At 44.2% G+C, this 18,058-nt stretch carries 14 protein-coding genes and 1 pseudogene; 3 read left to right on the top strand and 12 right to left on the bottom strand.

Translation table 11 applies throughout. The features are described 5' to 3' along the window. Positions 1 to 40: 40 nt before the first annotated feature. The 12 genes and pseudogenes from KJB05_RS25420 to malK all read right to left on the bottom strand — a co-directional run bounded on the left by KJB05_RS25420 (position 41) and on the right by malK (position 13,609). Complete coding sequence (locus KJB05_RS25420; protein WP_208444278.1) at positions 41 to 430, bottom strand: VanZ family protein; 390 nt, start codon at positions 428 to 430, stop codon at positions 41 to 43. 2 nt (positions 431 to 432) lie between these two features. After that, positions 433 to 1,740 (bottom strand): polysaccharide biosynthesis C-terminal domain-containing protein, encoded by a 1,308-nt coding sequence (locus tag KJB05_RS25415; protein ID WP_208444277.1) that lies wholly within the window; start codon positions 1,738 to 1,740, stop codon positions 433 to 435. 8 nt (positions 1,741 to 1,748) lie between these two features. After that, entirely contained in the window at positions 1,749 to 2,780 is a 1,032-nt protein-coding gene (locus KJB05_RS25410; RefSeq protein WP_208444276.1) for a glycosyltransferase, read from the bottom strand. After that, positions 2,777 to 3,610, bottom strand: a complete 834-nt coding sequence (locus KJB05_RS25405; RefSeq protein ID WP_208444275.1) for a putative capsular polysaccharide synthesis family protein — start codon at positions 3,608 to 3,610, stop codon at positions 2,777 to 2,779. Before KJB05_RS25405 ends, KJB05_RS25410 begins: the two co-directional genes overlap by 4 nt. 43 nt (positions 3,611 to 3,653) lie before the next feature. Next, entirely contained in the window at positions 3,654 to 4,916 is a 1,263-nt protein-coding gene (locus KJB05_RS25400) for an O-antigen ligase family protein (protein ID WP_208444315.1), read from the bottom strand. Continuing rightward, a complete protein-coding gene (locus tag KJB05_RS25395; RefSeq protein WP_199454736.1) occupies positions 4,882 to 5,934 on the bottom strand; it encodes a glycosyltransferase in 1,053 nt (350 codons plus the stop codon). Before KJB05_RS25395 ends, KJB05_RS25400 begins: the two co-directional genes overlap by 35 nt. Beyond that, positions 5,931 to 6,745 (bottom strand): annotated as a pseudogene (locus tag KJB05_RS25390) (putative capsular polysaccharide synthesis family protein). The gene KJB05_RS25395 and the pseudogene KJB05_RS25390 overlap by 4 nt, the downstream one beginning before the upstream one ends. Next, the gene (locus KJB05_RS25385; protein ID WP_208444273.1) at positions 6,723 to 8,918 is read right to left on the bottom strand and encodes a polysaccharide biosynthesis tyrosine autokinase; all 2,196 of its coding nucleotides are present in this window, start codon (positions 8,916 to 8,918) and stop codon (positions 6,723 to 6,725) included. The pseudogene KJB05_RS25390 and the gene KJB05_RS25385 overlap by 23 nt, the downstream one beginning before the upstream one ends. Then, on the bottom strand, positions 8,918 to 9,451 hold the full coding sequence (locus tag KJB05_RS25380) for a polysaccharide biosynthesis/export family protein (RefSeq protein ID WP_038893491.1): 534 nt from the start codon (positions 9,449 to 9,451) through the stop codon (positions 8,918 to 8,920). Before KJB05_RS25380 ends, KJB05_RS25385 begins: the two co-directional genes overlap by 1 nt. 12 nt (positions 9,452 to 9,463) lie before the next feature. Continuing rightward, complete coding sequence (locus KJB05_RS25375; protein ID WP_208444272.1) at positions 9,464 to 10,690, bottom strand: outer membrane beta-barrel protein; 1,227 nt, start codon at positions 10,688 to 10,690, stop codon at positions 9,464 to 9,466. Beyond that, positions 10,680 to 12,080: an undecaprenyl-phosphate glucose phosphotransferase gene (locus KJB05_RS25370; protein ID WP_208444271.1), complete on the bottom strand. Its 1,401-nt coding sequence runs from the start codon at positions 12,078 to 12,080 to the stop codon at positions 10,680 to 10,682. The genes KJB05_RS25375 and KJB05_RS25370 overlap by 11 nt, the downstream gene beginning before the upstream one ends. Positions 12,081 to 12,490: 410 nt before the next feature. Next, positions 12,491 to 13,609 carry a maltose/maltodextrin ABC transporter ATP-binding protein MalK gene (gene malK / locus KJB05_RS25365; RefSeq protein ID WP_005441167.1) on the bottom strand — a complete coding sequence of 373 codons (1,119 nt, stop codon included), beginning with the start codon at positions 13,607 to 13,609 and terminating at the stop codon, positions 12,491 to 12,493. A 669-nt stretch (positions 13,610 to 14,278) separates the two neighbouring features. Between malK and malE the strand changes: the two genes are divergently transcribed. The 3 genes from malE (at position 14,279) to malG (ending at position 18,015) form a co-directional block, all read left to right on the top strand. Beyond that, entirely contained in the window at positions 14,279 to 15,457 is a 1,179-nt protein-coding gene (gene malE, locus KJB05_RS25360; RefSeq protein WP_033006399.1) for a maltose/maltodextrin ABC transporter substrate-binding protein MalE, read from the top strand. Positions 15,458 to 15,537: 80 nt separating this feature from the next. Beyond that, positions 15,538 to 17,112, top strand: a complete 1,575-nt coding sequence (gene malF, locus KJB05_RS25355; RefSeq protein ID WP_208444270.1) for a maltose ABC transporter permease MalF — start codon at positions 15,538 to 15,540, stop codon at positions 17,110 to 17,112. A gap of 12 nt (positions 17,113 to 17,124) precedes the next feature. Next, entirely contained in the window at positions 17,125 to 18,015 is an 891-nt protein-coding gene (gene malG / locus KJB05_RS25350; protein ID WP_078609017.1) for a maltose ABC transporter permease MalG, read from the top strand. The last annotated feature ends 43 nt before the right edge of the window (positions 18,016 to 18,058 follow it).

Raw genomic sequence — 18,058 nt, 5'->3', positions numbered from 1 at the left:
TGTAGTTTGTCGATTTAGAGCGGTGTGTACGCCGGAAAAATCACTGATTAGCAAAGAGTTTTATAAGTCTGGCACAGAAATAGCCCAAAATGATACCTATCCAGTTGGTGCTTAAATCATCAAAACTGAATGAGCGAGTTTCGATAAACAGCTGACTAAACTCTTCAAGAGAAACAATACACAGCAGAATAATCAGCAGGCGAATGCCAAACATATCTGCTTTTGTTGCCTTCACCCATTTAGGGAAATTAAACACCGAAAGAAACCCAATCAATAGGCTAAAGGTGAAGTGTAACGTGCTCGAACCACCGACGTAGTTCTCCATGCTTTGATACATGTGATGGTCGATGTTTGAGCTCTTCCAAAGTGATAGAGACACGGTCAGTAGCAGTACGCTAATAAAGCTCACTCTTGCAATCGTATTTGTCATGTTTACCCCACAGGAAAGAAGCCTAAGTAACGTTTTACAAAATACAGCGCGGCTAGATTTTGAATCGCTAAGCCAATCGCGATGGCCCAAGCTGCACCCAGAACGCCATAGAATTGAGATAGAGCAATTAGCAGCAAGATAGAAACAACTCCAGACACGATAGTGATGTACTTCATCGTTTTTTCGTGCCCGCTCATGAGTAATAGGAAACCAACCGAGCCTGTTGCCACGTTGATTAATTGCCCTAAAGATAGTGCGATAAGGAGTGGGGCAGCAGCGACAAACTCTTTGCCAAATAACTGCATCACAAACTCAGGGAACAAGACACAAACAATCACCGGAATGGTTGCGGCTGCGACATTTGCACGGCACGCAAGACGGCTAAGATTACGTAATCGATCCATCTTGCCCTCTTTGTAGAGTGAGGCAAACATAGGCGCGACAACGAAGTTGATGGTGATGAGGACAAAGCCAATGAGCAATGATGTCCTCTGTGCTGCGGCAAGTAAGCCAAGGTCAGAAGTTGAGATGAAGAACCCTGCAATGACTAAGCTTCCCCACTGGACTAGATTGGTGAAGATACTTCCAATCCAGACTTGTTTGGCTGAATAGGAGAGTTCGCTGTTTGCACCCGTTTTTCCATGCTGATATTCGCCAGAACGAACCCATTGAAGCGTCGACTGTAACGCAACAATCGCTGCCGCAATTAAGAGTAACGTCATCAATGTATCTGTGGTGATCAACAATGATGGCCTTGCAGCAACAATCAACAGCACCATAAGAAAGCTGACGCCCAATTGCAGTGCGATAAGAGATGAAATCATTCTCTTGCTTGCTTGTAGCACTCGACTGTTGGTTTGACCGATCACGAGAAGAGGAATAGCCGCAAGCGCGAATATAAGTGAGAAATCAGATACGTTAGTGGTGTTGAGTTGGCTTGGGAAGGTGATAAACGCCAAGTAAATAAGAGCACATGCGAGAAAGCTGAACAAAAGGCTGCGCACTAAAGCAATCCGATAATTGTTACTTTGCTCGATCCTGTTTTGGCTTTTAAACGCAATGGCATTGAACTTAACCAGAGAAATGTTGAAGCCCAATTGAGCAATAATGGCGACTAAGGAAACAAGGTTAAACAGATAAAAGAACTGACCCGCGGTGTTGGCGTCAGAGTATCTTGATACTACTAGGGTGAGCAAGAAAGCGAAGAAAGCGGCGAGGGCTTTTACTATCCCGGTCGCGGCACCGAGTGAGAAGAACTGCTTCTTTTCACTTGGTAAGTTTTGGAGCTTTTGACTAATAGATTGAAGCATAGAAAACCTTAGTTATAGATGCTGTTTAACGCTAAACGTTGTTTCTCTTCACTGAACGCTTCGTTGAGCCCAATCGTGTATGGATGAAAGTCAATTTCATGGTAATGGTTGATGCAATGAGTCAACTGCTTCGCCATGTCATGAGGACTTTGTGCTAAGAACGGATAATTCAGGTCTTTCGTTGCGCCGATAGAACGAATAACCATAGGTAAATGCATTTTTGCGGCTTCAAGGATGGTGAGTGGCATTCCTTCCCAAGCGGCGGTATGCAAATACAAATCTGAGTTTTTCAGTAAGCTCACGACTTCATTACGTGGAATCATCCCTGTTACTGTTATCCCATGACTACGCAACTGATCTTCGAGGTCTGTATCACCTCCGCCAATCCAAGTGATATCGAACTCGCGTGTTAGGTCGGATTGTTTGATATGACTTAACGTGTCGAGCAGGAATTGCGGATCTTTTTGTGGGGCGACTCGGCCAAGCACTACAAGTTTTAAGCTGGATAGCGTTTCGCTTTTTGGTCGTTCGTTACTCTCATAAGTGACGTAGTTATTGAGCAACTCTGCTCGTTTTGCACCAATGCTGACAGCCAAATCGCACTCACGCTGACTGCAACCTGCGACAACATCAATCTTGTTCATTTGGACTTTTTCTAACGTCTTATATACGTAGCGAGCAAAACCGGAGATATCTTCACGCTCAAACGCATAACAATGTGGTGTGTAGATTAAACGGGCATGGCCGATCTTTAAAAAGCGCCCTAAGAAGCCCGCTTTACTAGAATGCAAATGAACAATATCTGGCTTTAATTCACTGATGAACGCGTTCGCATCTTTCATAAATTGCAATAAGCCACCTTCGACCCATTTCGTATGTTGGAAAACATGATTATTGGACTCGTTCGTCATGTCATTTGAGCGTGCACGGGCGAGCAATGAGTGTTCAAAAGGTTCAGAACGTGACGAATGGACGTAGCTATAAAGTGCGGTTTGGACCCCGCCACCAAAGGCTTCGGTAATGTGTAATACTTTTTTCATGCTGACTTCGTCCCTGGTGTTTGCTTCCACTTATTTTTGAAAGCTTCACGCTCTTGTTCTGAGTAAACATGGCGATAAAGAGGGAGGTCATACATGTAAAAGAGCTTGGAAAAGTCGTAGTGTTCTTTGAAGTACTGGTGGATGTTGGAATACCACTTGTTCTTTGCTTCATTACTGTTTTTAAGTATGAAGTCATCAAGTTGAAGAAACTCACCAATCTCTTGATCGAGCGAGCTCAGTTGCTCACATTTGATCAAGATAACGCTCGCTTGATCGTTGTTAAACGTATAGAAAGGTTGTGTGTTATCCAGTTCTTGGCGTAACACATCAATGTTGAAGTTGCGCTTAAGTTCGTTATCAAACCAGTTAGCGAAGTAATTCAGGTTGATGTAGTTATCGAAGCAATGCTCCAAGTGTTTGTAGGTCACATCCATATCGCGATGAATCGCGTCATTTTTCTTACCTTCAATAAACTGAAGATGTAAGTCTTGGAAAAAGCGAGAGAAAACGGTCGCGATAGGATCACGAACGAGTGTAACGATTTTAATGCGTTCGCGTTTTTGTAAGATGCGTTTACGCTTGTTTAAGACTAAGCGATACATGGTGCGATTTTTAAAATCAAAGAACTTACTTACATCCTTTTTGTTGTGATACATGTGAAATTCTTCATGATCATCAAAGGTATGGATGTGGTAACTTGGTATTTTTCTTTCACCTAACGTGTGCTCAATAGACGAAGAGCCGACTTTGCCCATTTGATAAACCAATACGAAATTGTCGGCTTGAAGTTCTCGGTTTTTTTCAAATTGTCGAGAGATTGAATATTTCATTTATCCTATCCTTGATAACTATAAATTCGTTGTTCCGCGGCGTTTATTGATTGTTTGTTATTGGCGGAATCGGTAATTCAGATTGATGGTGATGATCAGTTTGTTTTTGCTGTTCTGTCTGAAGACTATGATGCCGTTTTTTGCTCATCATGACGGGTAGTAAAAGTATTAAAATGATGGTGGTGTTAACGGCAACGAAAAACACCATAATCAGTGCATAGATGGAAAGTAATAGGCTTTTTCTGTTGTCTTTCAATGTGTTGAAGCAAAACTTCATAAATAAGAAATAACCACCAAACAGCAAAGCGATACCAAGCAAGCCATATTCGATTGAAGTGTCGAGAATGAAGTTGTGGGTGTAAATCGCGAGCTCATCGTAATTGAAGTAGTTGATCATATAGTTAGGTAGCATCTTTGCCCCAACGCCTAAAATAGGGTGTTGAAGTAAGATGTCTAAGCCATTTGCTAGCAGCAATTTACGGTGTAAATTGGAGACCCAACGAGCTTCACTTTGATTCGCAAACAGGATGTCTTCTTGGGTTATTTCAAGCTTGTCTGCGAATTGATCAAAGCCAAAATAAAGCGTGGTAGACACGGTTGCCAATACAATTAAGGTGCTCGCGATTAATACTGTCCATGTATAAGTCTCGCTAATAGTCTGGCGTATCAGCCGTTTAATAAGCAATTGATCAACAAAGACTAATAAACAGAAACCGAGCAGTGCTTTTCTCTCTTGTGAGAGTAGAAGTAGAGCAAAAGCAAACAGCATTAAGAAAGGGAATGCTCTAATTCGGTCGCGATACAAATAGAGTAGGGAACAGAGTACGCCGAAAGCATACTTACTTACGCCAAGTAGCTTAAAACCGCTGTGGTAACCTTGCGCGAAGTGCCATGCTGCCACCAGAGAGCAAATCAGCACAAGACAATAAGTGAGGTATACCATCACCCGTTCATCATCAAATACTCTATAGGCGAACAACACACCTAATAAACTGAGGATCGCTATCCACTGTACCGTCTCGGTAATCAACGGTAGTAGAGGTACACGGTTGAGAAGGCCATTGATAAATACGTAGCTGGTAAACAGCAGTAAGAAGCCGATACAAGGGTGAAACAGCTTATGCGCCTTACCTTCAATCACCACAAGCGCTGCTAATCCTAATGACAGCAAACTCGCAATATCAGACGGTGCTAATGCAACTCCACCGGCTCTAACTTTTACTGGAACAAAGAAAAGAGCCAGAGTTATCGCCGCCAGTAGAGCGACACGGTTACTTGCTGGCGCAAAGTTGTTGGTAAATACCATAGTATCCATCTCGGAACTTGTCGATAGTGTAGAGCTTGGCGCGATTCACTGAATATTCGCTTGCTTGTTGGTAAAGCTCTGCGGTGTTACACAGCTGCGTGAGTTTCTCGGCTAGTTGGTCTGGTTGGCCGACTTTAAATAGGTAAGTATCGCTACCCATGACTTCATCTAGCCCAGGCACATCAGAAGAGAGAACAGGCAAACCAGCAGCCATGGCTTCAACCGCGGCTAAACCGAAGCCTTCCACATGTGAAGACTGAACATATACGTCCATATCAGACAAGAAGGCGGGAATGTCCGAGACAACACCATGGAAGTGAACGCGCTGAGTAATATTGAGCTCTTGGCTTAGAGATTCGAGTTCACTTCGCTTAACGCCATCCCCCGCTAAGTGGAGATGATAGTGTGAGGGGAGTTGGGCAGTGGCGCGAATCAGCGTCTCATGATCTTTGTGTTCATGCAGACGGCCCACCATTCCGATGTTGATCGTCGATTTGCCCATAAGTTGACTGCCTGATTTTACCGTAAGAGGAAAGCGAGCTAAATCCACACCGTTATGCACGACACGGTATTTATGTTCAAAATGCGGCATGAACTTTACCAGCTCTTCTTGTACTTTTTCACTGATGCTCACTGTAAGGTTATGGCCGCGATACAGAAGGAATTCCATAAACTTAAACAATGGATAGTCACGACGGCGATTGTATGAGCAATGCTCGGTCTGAATTCGCTTTTTACCCACAGCGAGTAATGCGAGGTAGATTGATGGGTATAAATGCCCATGCACGAGATCTGGCCAGCGCAACAAAGTCCATTTCTCTTTGAGAGAGAGGGTTTGCCAGTTAAAGCATTCAATGTTCTTGGAAGTGAGCTGCTCTAAATAATCGTTGTCATCACAGAGTACGAGAACTTTGATCTCATACTCAGATGTGTGCTCCATAACCAAATCAACGAGAAACTTTTGAGCGCCGCCGTTCTTGGATAGGTCATTGATAATGTGAAGTATTTTAGTTTTCATGACTTGGCCGCTAGATACTTTTGTTTGAACTTTTCAATTTCAGGCGCGGTAAAGAAATGCCTAGTCAGCGTTGACGAAAGCATTTCTTCAACAAACTCGGATTTTGGCTGATATGAGCTTTTAAACTCTTTAATCAATGGCGAATACCATTGTTGTCGGCTTGGTTTTCGTGAACGACAGTGACGTCTTGTTGCAGGAATTCACTAATGGCCTGTTGTGATTGATCGAGCTTATCGATACGAATCACCATGAGTGAGAAGTTACGATTTTGATAGGTTTGATAACCAAGCTCTTGATCGAAAGGCTGAGCGAAAACATCGATGCCTGTCAGCGCTTTGATTTCATTATCAAACCACTGGAGCGGATATTGGTGGTTTACGTGTTCTTCAAACGCTTCATGAAGCAATTGAGGGCGTTCGGAACGCACTGCACTGTCGTCTTTCAGGTACTTATCCGCCATCCAAAACGGTAATGACTGAAAGAACATGGAGATGTTTCGACCCACCGGCTCTCTAACTAGGGAGATAATACGTACTTGTTGCTTACGCTTAAGCATATTGACCATGATGGCTCGCTTCAAAATGCGTTTCACATGGTTAGTGATGGGTTTATGCAGCTGAGCTCGAACGGGTGAAATCTGTTTACCAGCTTCAATCGACATCAAATCGTGCAGGTGAAGCGAATTTGGGATCGACTTTTCCAGTGCGCTAGAGCCCACTTTGCCCATTTGATAAATGAGTACAGGTTCTGCTTGGCTTTTGAGAAGCTGATACCACTGCATACTTTGATTAGTAGGCGTATTTTTGGACATAAAGCGCTTCTCCTTCCTTAGATTTTGCTTGAGTGATCAGAACGCCAAGTGATGGTATTGAATGTTGAATTTGTTTGGATAACGCCACATTAACCAGTGATGCTTTGGTGGATTCAGATCGAATGACCGTAATCAGTCCGTTGGCTTTTTGCCCAAGGATTAACGCGTCGCTCACCGAGAGCAGTGGCGGGGTATCGATGATGATGCGGTCGTATTTACTCTTGAGGTACTCAAGGAGTTTTTCGAACCGCTCGGAAGCTAATAATTCTTGCGGGTTGGGTGGAATAATGCCTGCTGGCAACACATCCAAGTTCGCCTCGTCACTACGAACAATACACTCACTTAAAGGCGTATCCATGGTAAGAATATTAGTCAGTCCCGGGTTTGATTCAGGAAGATTGAATCGCTTAGCCAATGATGGTCTGCGTAAGTCGCAATCAATAAGTAGCACCTTCTCCATCGTCGAGAAAGAAACGGCCATATTGATGCTCGTGGATGTTTTGCCTTCTTCCGGTATAGCAGAGGTAAAGGGCAATACTTTTTGTTTCGTGTTGGTCAGTCTCAGTAATAGTGAGGTTCGAACCGAGCGACAAGCTTCACTAAATAGCTTTTCATCCTGATCTAAGTATGCCGAATAGGTCACTCCGCCTTGTCTTAAGTTGCGTTTTTTAACCTTTGGAATAGTGCCAAGACAAGTGACTCCAAGTTTGTCTTGTACATCCGATGAGGTGCGAATCACTTCTCGTAATGTTTCCAAGATGATCACAAGCGCACACGCGATAGCGAAACCAAAGAGGGTTGCAATCAGGACTAACTTCATGCGTTGAGGCGCAATAGGGAAGAGTGGCACGATTGCAGGATCGGTAAATCGCGCCGTAACGTTTTTGTAATCGCTGGTTGCGTTCGTCTCTTTTTCGCGGTTTAAGAATGCTTCGTACAAGTCTTTGTTTGATTCCACTTCGCGCTTGAGTTGCTCGTAGCGTGCTTTTTGTGAGCCCAACATTTGGAAGTCAGACTTCTTGCTGTCTAGTTCTGCTCGTAACAAATCTTCTTGTGACTTAGCAGCGAGTAAGTCTTGTTGTTTACTAAAGGAAATTTCGCGAATCAGTCGTTGCGTTCTTGCTTGAATCGAAGCTAACTGTGCTTTCGCTTGGATCATACGATCGTGTTTTGGACCGTATCGTTGAGAGAGTTCAGAGACGTTTTTGGCCGCTTGGGCTTCTGAAAGCTTTAAATCACGAATCTGTGCTTGGTTGGCAAATTCGTCGATCGACAATAGGCTATCTAAGTCTTGAGATGACTTACGTTTTAGCAATTCAATCAGAGTTTGGGCTTCGATACGTTTATTGACTGCGGCGTTCAATTTACGGTTGAGCTCTTCGAGTTCGTTAGCGTAAATATCATCAATGCCATTAATATCGATGAGTCCTTCCTGCATCAAGAAGTCTTGTAAAGCTTGTTCAGAAGCTCTTAACCGTTCTTCGAGCTTCTGTGAGTTATTGGTTAGCCAAGTCGCTGCATTTTGTGTCACAACGAGCTTTGCTTCGAAGTTAGCGTCGATATAAGCCTGACCAACGGCGTTTGCGATGGTTGTCGCTAATTGAGGGTCAGTCGAGCGGAAACGAATTCTCACCAACTGCGTATTGCGTACTGGCTCAATCTCAAGTTTTCTCTTGAAGGTTTGGAGTGCTTGATAATAAGGCTTACTGTGTTGCGAGGTTTCCTTTGGATTCGGTGCAACATGAAGTAAGTCCTGTACAAATGGGATGGCTTTTACTTCATCTATCTTCTGCTTCAAGCCGCTGGCACTGGTAAACTCCGGGTGCTTGGTCAAGTTTAACTGTGTGATCACTTTGTCAGCGATATGGTTTGATTTCAGGATCGCAATTTGAGTTTGGAAGTACTCTTTTTTGGTCGTATCTACACCGTAAACTTCCTCTATCGAAAGGGCGCTTTTTTGTTCGTCTTGGATAAGAAGGGTTGCCGTGGCTTGGTATACCGACTTCTTAGAATAGATATACCAAGTACAGGTCAAAGAAAAAATGATGGTGAAAGCGAGAATGCTCAGCCAGTTTTTTTTGAGTGTTCTAAAGTGATGCCCAAAACGAATCAACTCGACGTGATTCGAAGAAGGGTGAGTAGAATGAGTTCCGTTCATTGAATTGCCTGTCATTAGAAGAAGCTCTGATCGATAAATACAATGTCGCCAGGTTCTACAGAGCGCTGCATGCTGACGCTTTCCACGGTTTTACCCGTGTTGTGTTGGGTTAGGTTAATGCTTTTGCGAGAGGCTCTATCGGTTAAGCCACCCGCAAGGGCGATAGCTTTCTCTATGGTTAAACCGGGTTGATATTCAAATCCACCAGGCTTTCTCACTTCGCCATTAACGTAGAAAAGTCGAAAGCTATTGATGGTTACCATTACCTTTGGGTTAATCAGATAGTCGCCTTTTAACCCCGTTTCTATTTCGTATTTAAGCTGTTTAGGGGTTTTGTTGATGGCCTTGATGCGTCCAAGGTATGGGTAATCAAAATAGCCGTCTGAAGTGATCAGAATGTTCTTTATAGAAAGATCTTCCTCACCGTAGACTTGAACCGAGATGGTGTCACCAGTGTCGAGTAAGTAATCTTGCTCATTGGTACTGGCAAAAGAAGGTGTGCTAAGAAGCACAAGTACTAAGCCAAATAACGTTGCTAGTAAGTTCATTCACATTCCTTGTTACAAAGAGAATCGAGCACTAAGAGACCAAACGTTTTGGTCAAAGCTGTAGCCTTGCCAGTTGGAGGTCTTATCTTGGTAGCGCCAATCTGCTTGAAGTAAAACCCATCGTTTGATTTGGTAATCGAGCCCGGCAGAGAGGGCATAGCGGTCTTCTTTACGAGTGACACCGGTGTAGTCATCCTCTTGATAAAGCGCACCTAAGCGTGTCGTGAGATAACTATTCCAATCGTGCTTGAGGTTTAACTGATAGCGAGTTTGTAAGTCGTAATCACCATCTTGATCTGGGCTCACTGCGGCTTGAGTGGTTTTGAGCGTAATCAACGAGTGCTCTTGAGGTAGCCACTCTAAACCGATGTCCCAACTGAAGCCGTTAAAGGTCTCGCGTTGATGGCTGTCAAAGTCTTTAATTTGATAACCTAAACGGGCGATACCTTTGGTTTTCCCTGTGACTTCCCACTGTGCGCCGGTGTAGTAGAAACCAGAGTAACTGTCTTTTGATGGCACTGAAGGATTGTCTGAAAGGTAATCGGTGCTCATTTGTTGAGTACCAACCAACCAATATGTTCTTGGTGTTGCTCGAAGATAAAACTCTAGGTGCGCGTTTGGGGCGCGAAAGTCGTTGTATTTGGTCTTGGCGTCAGGTTTTCCCGGTAAGCCATCACGGTAGTTTTGGTAAGTTTTGTCTCGATAGCCAACACCCAATTCAAGCCTACCTTTTGAGCCTTCAGAGCCAAACACATAGTTTGTTTTCAAGTCGTTGCGATGAAACTCAACAGGTTCGTTTAATAAGCTGCCTTGCCCTTCGGTAAAGTCTTCCCCTTTTTCTTCATGCTGCGCCCGAAACTGATAGTCAACCACTAGACGATTGCGGTGGTTGAACTCGAAAAAGTTGGTAAATTGAAAGGTGTGGTCGTCGTAATCATTCTGCTCATCGGAAGAGAAACCGGCACTCAGCTTGTACAATATATTTGCTCGATATTGATTACGTTCAATTTTAGCCAGCAGGGCAGGCTCTACTCCCCAAATGTTGACCGATTCGATGTTCTCTCCACGATCGGCTTTGTTGATGTTGTCATCACCTTCGTAGAACACGCCTAAGGTCGGGATGAACTCAATCCCAGAATCCGTTTTATACGCCATTGGGTCAGCGTTCGCAGAAAGCGAAGCCAAAGCAATCGACACAAAACCGGCCGCTTTTGTCATGTTGATGAACTTAGTACGCATTGGAACCAGTAAACCCTTTGAAAATTGTAAGGAAGATGATCTTGATATCCAACCAAACCGACCAGTGGTGGATGTAGTCCAAGTCGAACTCGACGCGTTTTTCCATCTTGTCGAGCGTGTCTGTTTCACCACGATAGCCGTTGATTTGCGCCCAGCCAGTGATGCCCGGTTTTACTTTGTGGCGAAGCATGTATCGGTCGACAATCTGACGGTACTCTTCGTTGTGCGAAACCGCATGAGGACGTGGGCCTACGATGGACATCGTGCCTTGAAGAACGTTGATAAACTGCGGTAACTCATCAAGAGAAGTTCGGCGAAGAAACCCACCGAAAGGCGTGATACGTGGGTCATTCTTGGTGGCTTGTTTTACGTCACTACCTTGTTCCATCGTGGTCATTGAGCGAAATTTCCAGACCTCGATTTTTCTTCCATCCAAACCGTAGCGGAATTGTTTGAAGATCACCGGACCTTTAGACGTCGCTTTTATGCCGATAGAAATGGCGAGCAAAATTGGGGAAATAAGTAGCAAGATGATGCTAGATAAGATGATGTCTTCTAATCTTTTTACCCATGATGAGATACCTGCAAATGGCGTATCAAATACACTCAAGGTTTGAACTTGGCCGATTTGATCCCAGCGCGAATGCAGTAAGTTGTAAGTGAAGAAATCAGGGATGAGATAGGTATTAGCAGTGGTATCCGAAAACTGATTCAGAAACAGTGCAATACGTTCATTAGCGTGCATTGGCATCGCGATGTAAACGTAATCGACTTCGCCACGCTTTGCTCTTTCAAGTGCTAGCCCAACGTTGCCTTTGATTGGGTACTCCGACTCAGGTAAACGCTCTTTCGATCGCTCATCATAGAAACCATCAAACAACACGCCATGCTCTGCATGGTTCTTTAATTCGTTGGCAAGGGTGAGACCATGAGGTGTTTGACCTATGATGATTGCGGTACGTGTGTTGTATCCGAGCTTTCTCATGTAAGCCAGCGCGACTCGAAAGAGTGTGCGCCATGAGAGGAGAAGTACAGGCGTAATCAATAGCCAAGTCGCAAGAATATAACGTTCAAATAGAGTATGGACGTGCGAGAAATAGAGAACCATAAATAAGAATGCGCAAGTCACAAGCCATGAGACACAAACGATGAAGACTTGGTCTTTGAATAAGCTGGTACGCCAAGAGCGGTAGAGCTTGCCACTTTCAGCAATGATGAAGAAAGTCACGCTGCTGACGAAAGACAGAATAACGTAGTCCTTTTCAATCGACGTGTTGGCGTCATTCAGAATTAAAAACAGCATGAATGAGACGATGACTGCAAGGTCGGTGAGGCGATAGAGAAATGCAAATTCCACCTCATGAGAACGAATAAGTCCTTTATGTTTCATATCCTAATTTCCTTTTCGGTACGTTACCTTTCCTCAGCGACCGAACTCGATAGTGTTGATTTAGTGTTTGAATAGACAGAGAAGTACTCAGGCGACTTGCTTCCGACGTTATAAACTCAGGCTCTTATAATTTTCGAGATAAGTTTAAAAACTCACGTTATTTCGGTAAGTGGAAATAAGAATGAAATTTAGAGGTTGGGCTGACTTTGGAGGTTTAAGACAAAGTTGGTACTTAGGCTGTAGGAATGAGAAAAAGTATTATATGGATGGATTTTCCATAAAAATTTAGGCTTATGTGGAGGCTTATCGAATGTATTATTTCTCTTCAATAAAAATAATACGTTAGTGGCGGGATAAAAAAATCCCTCTCGAATGAGAGGGATTGGTAGCAAGCAAAGGTGAAAGAGTTTTTACTCGAAATCTACGCCGTTTTCTTTGTGTAGTCGGCGGCATGCACGGCCATCGCTGTGGAATAGATGACAACGGTACGCAGGGATACCAATTTCAAGTTTGTCACCAGTTTCAACTGGTAGTGTGTCTGGTTGACGGTAGATAACGTCAGCGTCTGCGCCTTCTAGGTTTAGGTAAACCTGAGTTTCGTTACCTAGTTTTTCAACGATCATCACTTCACCGTGAATCGTCGCGTCAGCTTCAACCGCTTGAACTAAGTGCTCAGGGCGAATACCTAGTGACATACGGTCACCACGGTTAACTGTTGTGCCATCGACTGGAATCCAGAACGACACACCGTTAGAAAGTTGTACTTTTACGCGCTCTGCTTCGACTTCTTCAATGAATACACTCATGAAGTTCATTTTTGGAGAACCGATGAAACCAGCTACGAAACGGTTTTGTGGGTAGTGGTAAAGCTCAAGAGGCTTACCAACTTGCGAAACGTAACCGCCGTCTAGAACAACGATTTTGTCTGCCATGGTCATTGCTTCAACCTGATCGTGCGTTACGTAGATCATGGTACAACCAAGTTGGCGCTGAAGTTTCGTGATTTGAGCACGCATGTTTACACGCAGTGCTGCATCCAAGTTTGATAGTGGTTCATCAAGAAGGAATACGTCTGGCTGAGACACTAGCGTACGACCGATAGCAACACGTTGACGCTGACCGCCAGAAAGTGCTTTTGGTTGACGGTCCAGTAGGTGACCAAGCTGTAGGATTTCAGCAGCGTGTTCTACGCGCTTGTCCATTTCTGCTTTGTCTGCTTTTGCTAGTTTCAGACCAAATGACATGTTGTCATATAGGTTTAGGTGTGGGTAAAGAGCGTAAGACTGGAATACCATACCAACACCACGTTTGGATGGTTCTACGTCGTTCATGCGCTGGTCACCAATATACAAATCACCTGAAGTAATGTCTTCAAGACCGGCAATACAACGTAGCAGGGTAGATTTACCACAACCTGATGGCCCTACGAAAACCACGAATTCACCTTCGTGGATTTCCAGATCTACGTTCTTAGAAATCAGTACGTCGCCATACGCTTTACAAACATTTTTTAACGTGACACTCGCCATGTAGCTCGTCCTCGATCAATTTTTATTATTCACCGCTCATCATTATATGAATTATCTAGCGAGCAGTAACAGTAGGAATCGGTAAGTTATTGTGATTGGTAAGAAAAACAGGGTAGTACTCCAAATGTCCTGAACTGGAGCACTACCCACCATAGCCAAATACGAGTTTCTCTCCCCCACATTATTCGTGTTGTCTCCCCCGTGAAATAATTACCACAAACAACACCAATAATGACATTCCACTCGTATGGCAATGAAAAACCAGCAAATCTTTTTTACCTATAGGGTAGGTACTGCTGGGAAAGGGTTCTTACCATCCACTCTTGGATGACTGCAGTTTCTAAGATTGTGTTCACTGCTACATCCTCCTAATCGAAATAATTGTAGGGGGAGTAGGCAGGGAGGAGGCAAAAAGTAGTAGTAGAGGTGGAGTTGGGCGGAAGTCACATTATTGCGCGACCTAAAGTTGAATTCGATCACAGGAAGTATTCGTTTTGTGATTTGAGTCTCTAACCCTTGGCGATTCAGATCACGAAAATACGTCATAATTGCAAGGGCGTAGGGATTAGGAGGATGAGACATATGGGATTATTTCAGATGATATATGTCGAAATACGGCTGAACCTCAATGGACTAGCCCTACATCAAAAATATAAAAAGGATACGAACATGAAAAAATTAAGCGCTGCAGCACTAGGTACTCTTGTTGCTCTGGGCTCTTTCGGTGCAAACGCTGCCATCGAAGAAGGACAACTTACTATCTGGATCAACGGTGATAAAGGCTACAACGGTCTTGCAGAGGTTGGTAAGAAGTTTGAAGAAGACACTGGTATCAAAGTAACAGTGGCTCACCCAGACGGCCTACAAGATAAGTTCCCTCAAACTGCAGCGACAGGTGATGGTCCTGATATCGTATTCTGGGCACACGACCGTTTCGGTGGTTATGCAGAAGCTGGTCTACTTGCTGAAATCAAACCTTCTAAAGAGGTTCAAGAAGGTATCGTTGATTTCGCTTGGGATGCAGTACGTTACGACGGCAAATTGATCGGCTACCCTGTAGCGGTTGAGTCTCTATCTCTTATCTACAACAAAGATCTAGTTCCAAACCCACCTAAGACTTGGGAAGAAGTTGCTGCGCTAGACGCAAAACTTAAGAAAGACGGTAAGTCTGCAATTATGTGGAACCTAAAAGAACCGTACTTCACATGGCCATTAATGGCTGCTGATGGTGGTTACGCATTCAAGTACACTTCAACTGGCTACGATGTTAAAGATGCTGGTATCGCGAACGAAGGCGTGAAAGACGCAATGAACTTCGTGAAAGGTCTTGTAGACAAAGGCGTTATCTCTGCAGATATGGACTACTCAGTATCTGAGTCTGCGTTCAACCAAGGCACTGCGGCGATGACTATCAACGGCCCATGGTCATGGGGCAACATCGAGAAGTCTGGTGTGAACTACGGCGTAACAACGCTACCTAAGTTCCAAGGTCAATCTTCTAAGCCATTCGTTGGTGTTCTAACTGCTGGTATCAGCACTGCATCACCTAACAAAGACCTAGCAGTAGAGTTCATCGAGAACTACCTACTAACTAACGACGGTCTACGTATGGTTAACAACGATAAGCCACTTGGTGCGGTTGCTCTAAACTCATTCCAAAAAGAGCTAGATTCAGATACTCGTATTGCTGCAACAATGGACAATGCGATGAACGGCGAAATCATGCCAAACATCCCACAAATGAACGCATTCTGGGGTGCTGCTAAGAACGCTATCATCAACGTTGTTGACGGTCGTCAAACTGTAGATGCTGCACTAGCAGATGCAGAAAAACAAATGACTAAATAATTCGGTAATACCCTTTTTAAGGAGGGGGCAACTCCTCCTTACTTTTCTATTTTTATCCTATATTCGCTAGCAGGTTCCCTATGCAGTCAGTTCAAGGTACAAATGCTATGACAGCACCAGACGCCAGCCTTCCGAGCAGCAAAAAAGTGTTTATCAAGTGGGCACTATTGGGCACAGTCGGCATTATCAATGGCTACGCAACAATCCTTATGTATTCTCGTGGTGAGATTGCGTTTGCACTCCTTACGCTCATTCTTACCGCTTTAGCGCTATTTATTTTTGGTAGTAAAAAGACCTACGCTCATCGCTATATCTACCCAGGTATTGCGGGGATGATCTTATTCATCCTTTTCCCTTTGGCTTATACCATAGGTCTTGCATTCACTAACTACAGCGCAAAAAACCAACTCTCTTTTGACCGTGCGCAGACCGTTTTGATGGACAGAACGTACCAAAGTGGCGACAGCTACCCGTTCACTCTGTACAAAACTGAGCAGGGTCACCAAATTGTAGTGAAGAAAGGTGAAGCGCTTTTAGCAACACCAACCTTTGAATTGCAAGGTTTCTCTGCAACGGATTTAGACTTAACACCAATCACAGAAGCGACAGGCGATAAAGAACCGATTAAAACGATCGTTAAAAACCGCAGTGCTCTGAGTGGCGTTGATTTACACATGCCGAACGGCGATGACATCCGTATGAGCGGTCTTCGTAAGTTTGCGGCAGTTGTTCCTCTTTACACGCTGCAAGACGATGGTGAGACGCTATACAACAATCGTACTCAAGAGACACTACGTCCTAATATGGATGTGGGCTACTACCAACCAGTAGACGAAAATGGTCAGTTTGTTGGTAACACGGTTTCTCCAGGTTTCGTGGTAACCATCGGTACGCACAACTTTGAACGTGTTTGGAAAGATGATGGCATTAAAGAACCGTTCATCAGCATCTTTATCTGGACGATTGTTTTCTCTGCGTTGACCGTTGTTTGTACACTAGTTATCGGTTTGGTACTTGCAAGTGTCGTTCAGTGGGAAGCCTTGAAAGGCCGCTCTGTTTACCGATTACTGCTTATTCTTCCGTATGCGGTACCAGCGTTTATCTCTATCTTGATCTTTAAGGGTCTCTTCAACCAGAGCTTTGGTGAGATCAACATGTTGTTGGAAGGGCTGTTTGGTATTAGCCCTGCGTGGTTCTCAGACCCATTCATGGCGAAAACCATGATCCTAGTGGTCAACACTTGGTTGGGTTTCCCTTACATGATGATTCTTTGTATGGGGTTACTGAAAGCTATTCCTGAAGATCTGTACGAAGCATCGGCTATTGATGGCGCAAACTTCATCACTAACTTCACTCGCATTACATTGCCGATGATGCTGAAACCATTAACGCCACTGCTGATTGCTAGCTTCGCGTTTAACTTCAACAACTTTGTACTTATCCAGCTATTGACGGGTGGTGGTCCAAACATGATTGGCACATCAGAGCCTGCAGGTTACACGGACTTACTTGTAAGCTACACGTACCGCATCGCATTTGAAGGTGCTGGTGGTCAAGACTTCGGTCTAGCAAGTGCAGTTGCAACGCTTATCTTCCTATTGGTTGGCGCACTAGCACTATTGAACCTACGTGTTACTAAAGTAGCTCAGGATTAAGGAGACAGAACAATGGCAATGGTACAAGGCAAGTCATTAAAATATCGTGTTTGGGCTACGCATATCGCAATGTGGGCGTTCCTAGCGCTGATTATCTTCCCACTGTTGATGATCATTGCGATCTCATTCCGTGAAGGTAACTTTGCAACGGGTAGCCTTATCCCAGACAATCCAACGCTAGACCACTGGAAACTGGCGCTTGGTATATCAATAACAAACGCAGATGGTTCAATTACACCACCTCCATTCCCAGTCATGACTTGGTTATGGAACTCAGTAAAAGTTGGCGGAATCTCAGCTATCTTGATTGTGGCGCTATCGACAACATCAGCTTATGCGTTTGCTCGTATGAAGTTCAAAGGCAAGAACACTATCCTGAAAGCGATGATGATCTTCCAAATGTTCCCTGCAGTATTGGCATTGGTTGCCCTATACGCATTGTTTGACAAGCTAGGTCAGTACATTCCGTTCCTAGGTTTGAACACGCACGGTGGTTTGATCTTCGCTTACTTAGGTGGTATTGCGCTTCACGTATGGACAATCAAAGGCTACTTTGAAAGTATCGACTCTTCATTAGAAGAAGCAGCAGCGCTTGATGGTGCAACGCCTTGGCAAGCATTCCGTCTGGTACTACTTCCACTGTCAGTGCCAATTTTAGCGGTAGTGTTTATCTTGTCATTTATCATGGTGATAGGCGAAGTTCCGGTAGCATCACTACTGCTATCTGATGTAAACTCGTACACTCTTGCGGTTGGTATGCAGCAGTACTTGTACCCTCAGAACTACTTGTGGGGCGACTTTGCGGCAGCAGCAGTACTTTCAGCTGTACCAATCACAGCAGTATTCTTACTGGCGCAACGCTGGCTTGTTGGTGGTCTAACGGCTGGTGGTGTGAAAGGTTAATCTTGGTTGGTCACTAAGATACAAAAGAATAACTAGAAAAGGG

Source organism: Vibrio sp. B1ASS3, assembly GCF_905175355.1.
Lineage (GTDB): Bacteria > Pseudomonadota > Gammaproteobacteria > Enterobacterales > Vibrionaceae > Vibrio > Vibrio owensii.
This window is presented reverse-complemented; position numbering and strand designations above follow the sequence as displayed.

Coding starts and splice junctions, on each gene's coding strand:
- KJB05_RS25420 (WP_208444278.1), bottom strand. CDS start 430: ATGACAAATACGATTGCAAGAGTGAGCTTTATTAGCGTACTGCTACTG.
- KJB05_RS25415 (WP_208444277.1), bottom strand. CDS start 1,740: ATGCTTCAATCTATTAGTCAAAAGCTCCAAAACTTACCAAGTGAAAAG.
- KJB05_RS25410 (WP_208444276.1), bottom strand. CDS start 2,780: ATGAAAAAAGTATTACACATTACCGAAGCCTTTGGTGGCGGGGTCCAA.
- KJB05_RS25405 (WP_208444275.1), bottom strand. CDS start 3,610: ATGAAATATTCAATCTCTCGACAATTTGAAAAAAACCGAGAACTTCAA.
- KJB05_RS25400 (WP_208444315.1), bottom strand. CDS start 4,916: ATGGTATTTACCAACAACTTTGCGCCAGCAAGTAACCGTGTCGCTCTA.
- KJB05_RS25395 (WP_199454736.1), bottom strand. CDS start 5,934: ATGAAAACTAAAATACTTCACATTATCAATGACCTATCCAAGAACGGC.
- KJB05_RS25385 (WP_208444273.1), bottom strand. CDS start 8,918: ATGACAGGCAATTCAATGAACGGAACTCATTCTACTCACCCTTCTTCG.
- KJB05_RS25380 (WP_038893491.1), bottom strand. CDS start 9,451: ATGAACTTACTAGCAACGTTATTTGGCTTAGTACTTGTGCTTCTTAGC.
- KJB05_RS25375 (WP_208444272.1), bottom strand. CDS start 10,690: ATGCGTACTAAGTTCATCAACATGACAAAAGCGGCCGGTTTTGTGTCG.
- KJB05_RS25370 (WP_208444271.1), bottom strand. CDS start 12,080: ATGAAACATAAAGGACTTATTCGTTCTCATGAGGTGGAATTTGCATTT.
- malK (WP_005441167.1), bottom strand. CDS start 13,609: ATGGCGAGTGTCACGTTAAAAAATGTTTGTAAAGCGTATGGCGACGTA.
- malE (WP_033006399.1), top strand. CDS start 14,279: ATGAAAAAATTAAGCGCTGCAGCACTAGGTACTCTTGTTGCTCTGGGC.
- malF (WP_208444270.1), top strand. CDS start 15,538: ATGCAGTCAGTTCAAGGTACAAATGCTATGACAGCACCAGACGCCAGC.
- malG (WP_078609017.1), top strand. CDS start 17,125: ATGGCAATGGTACAAGGCAAGTCATTAAAATATCGTGTTTGGGCTACG.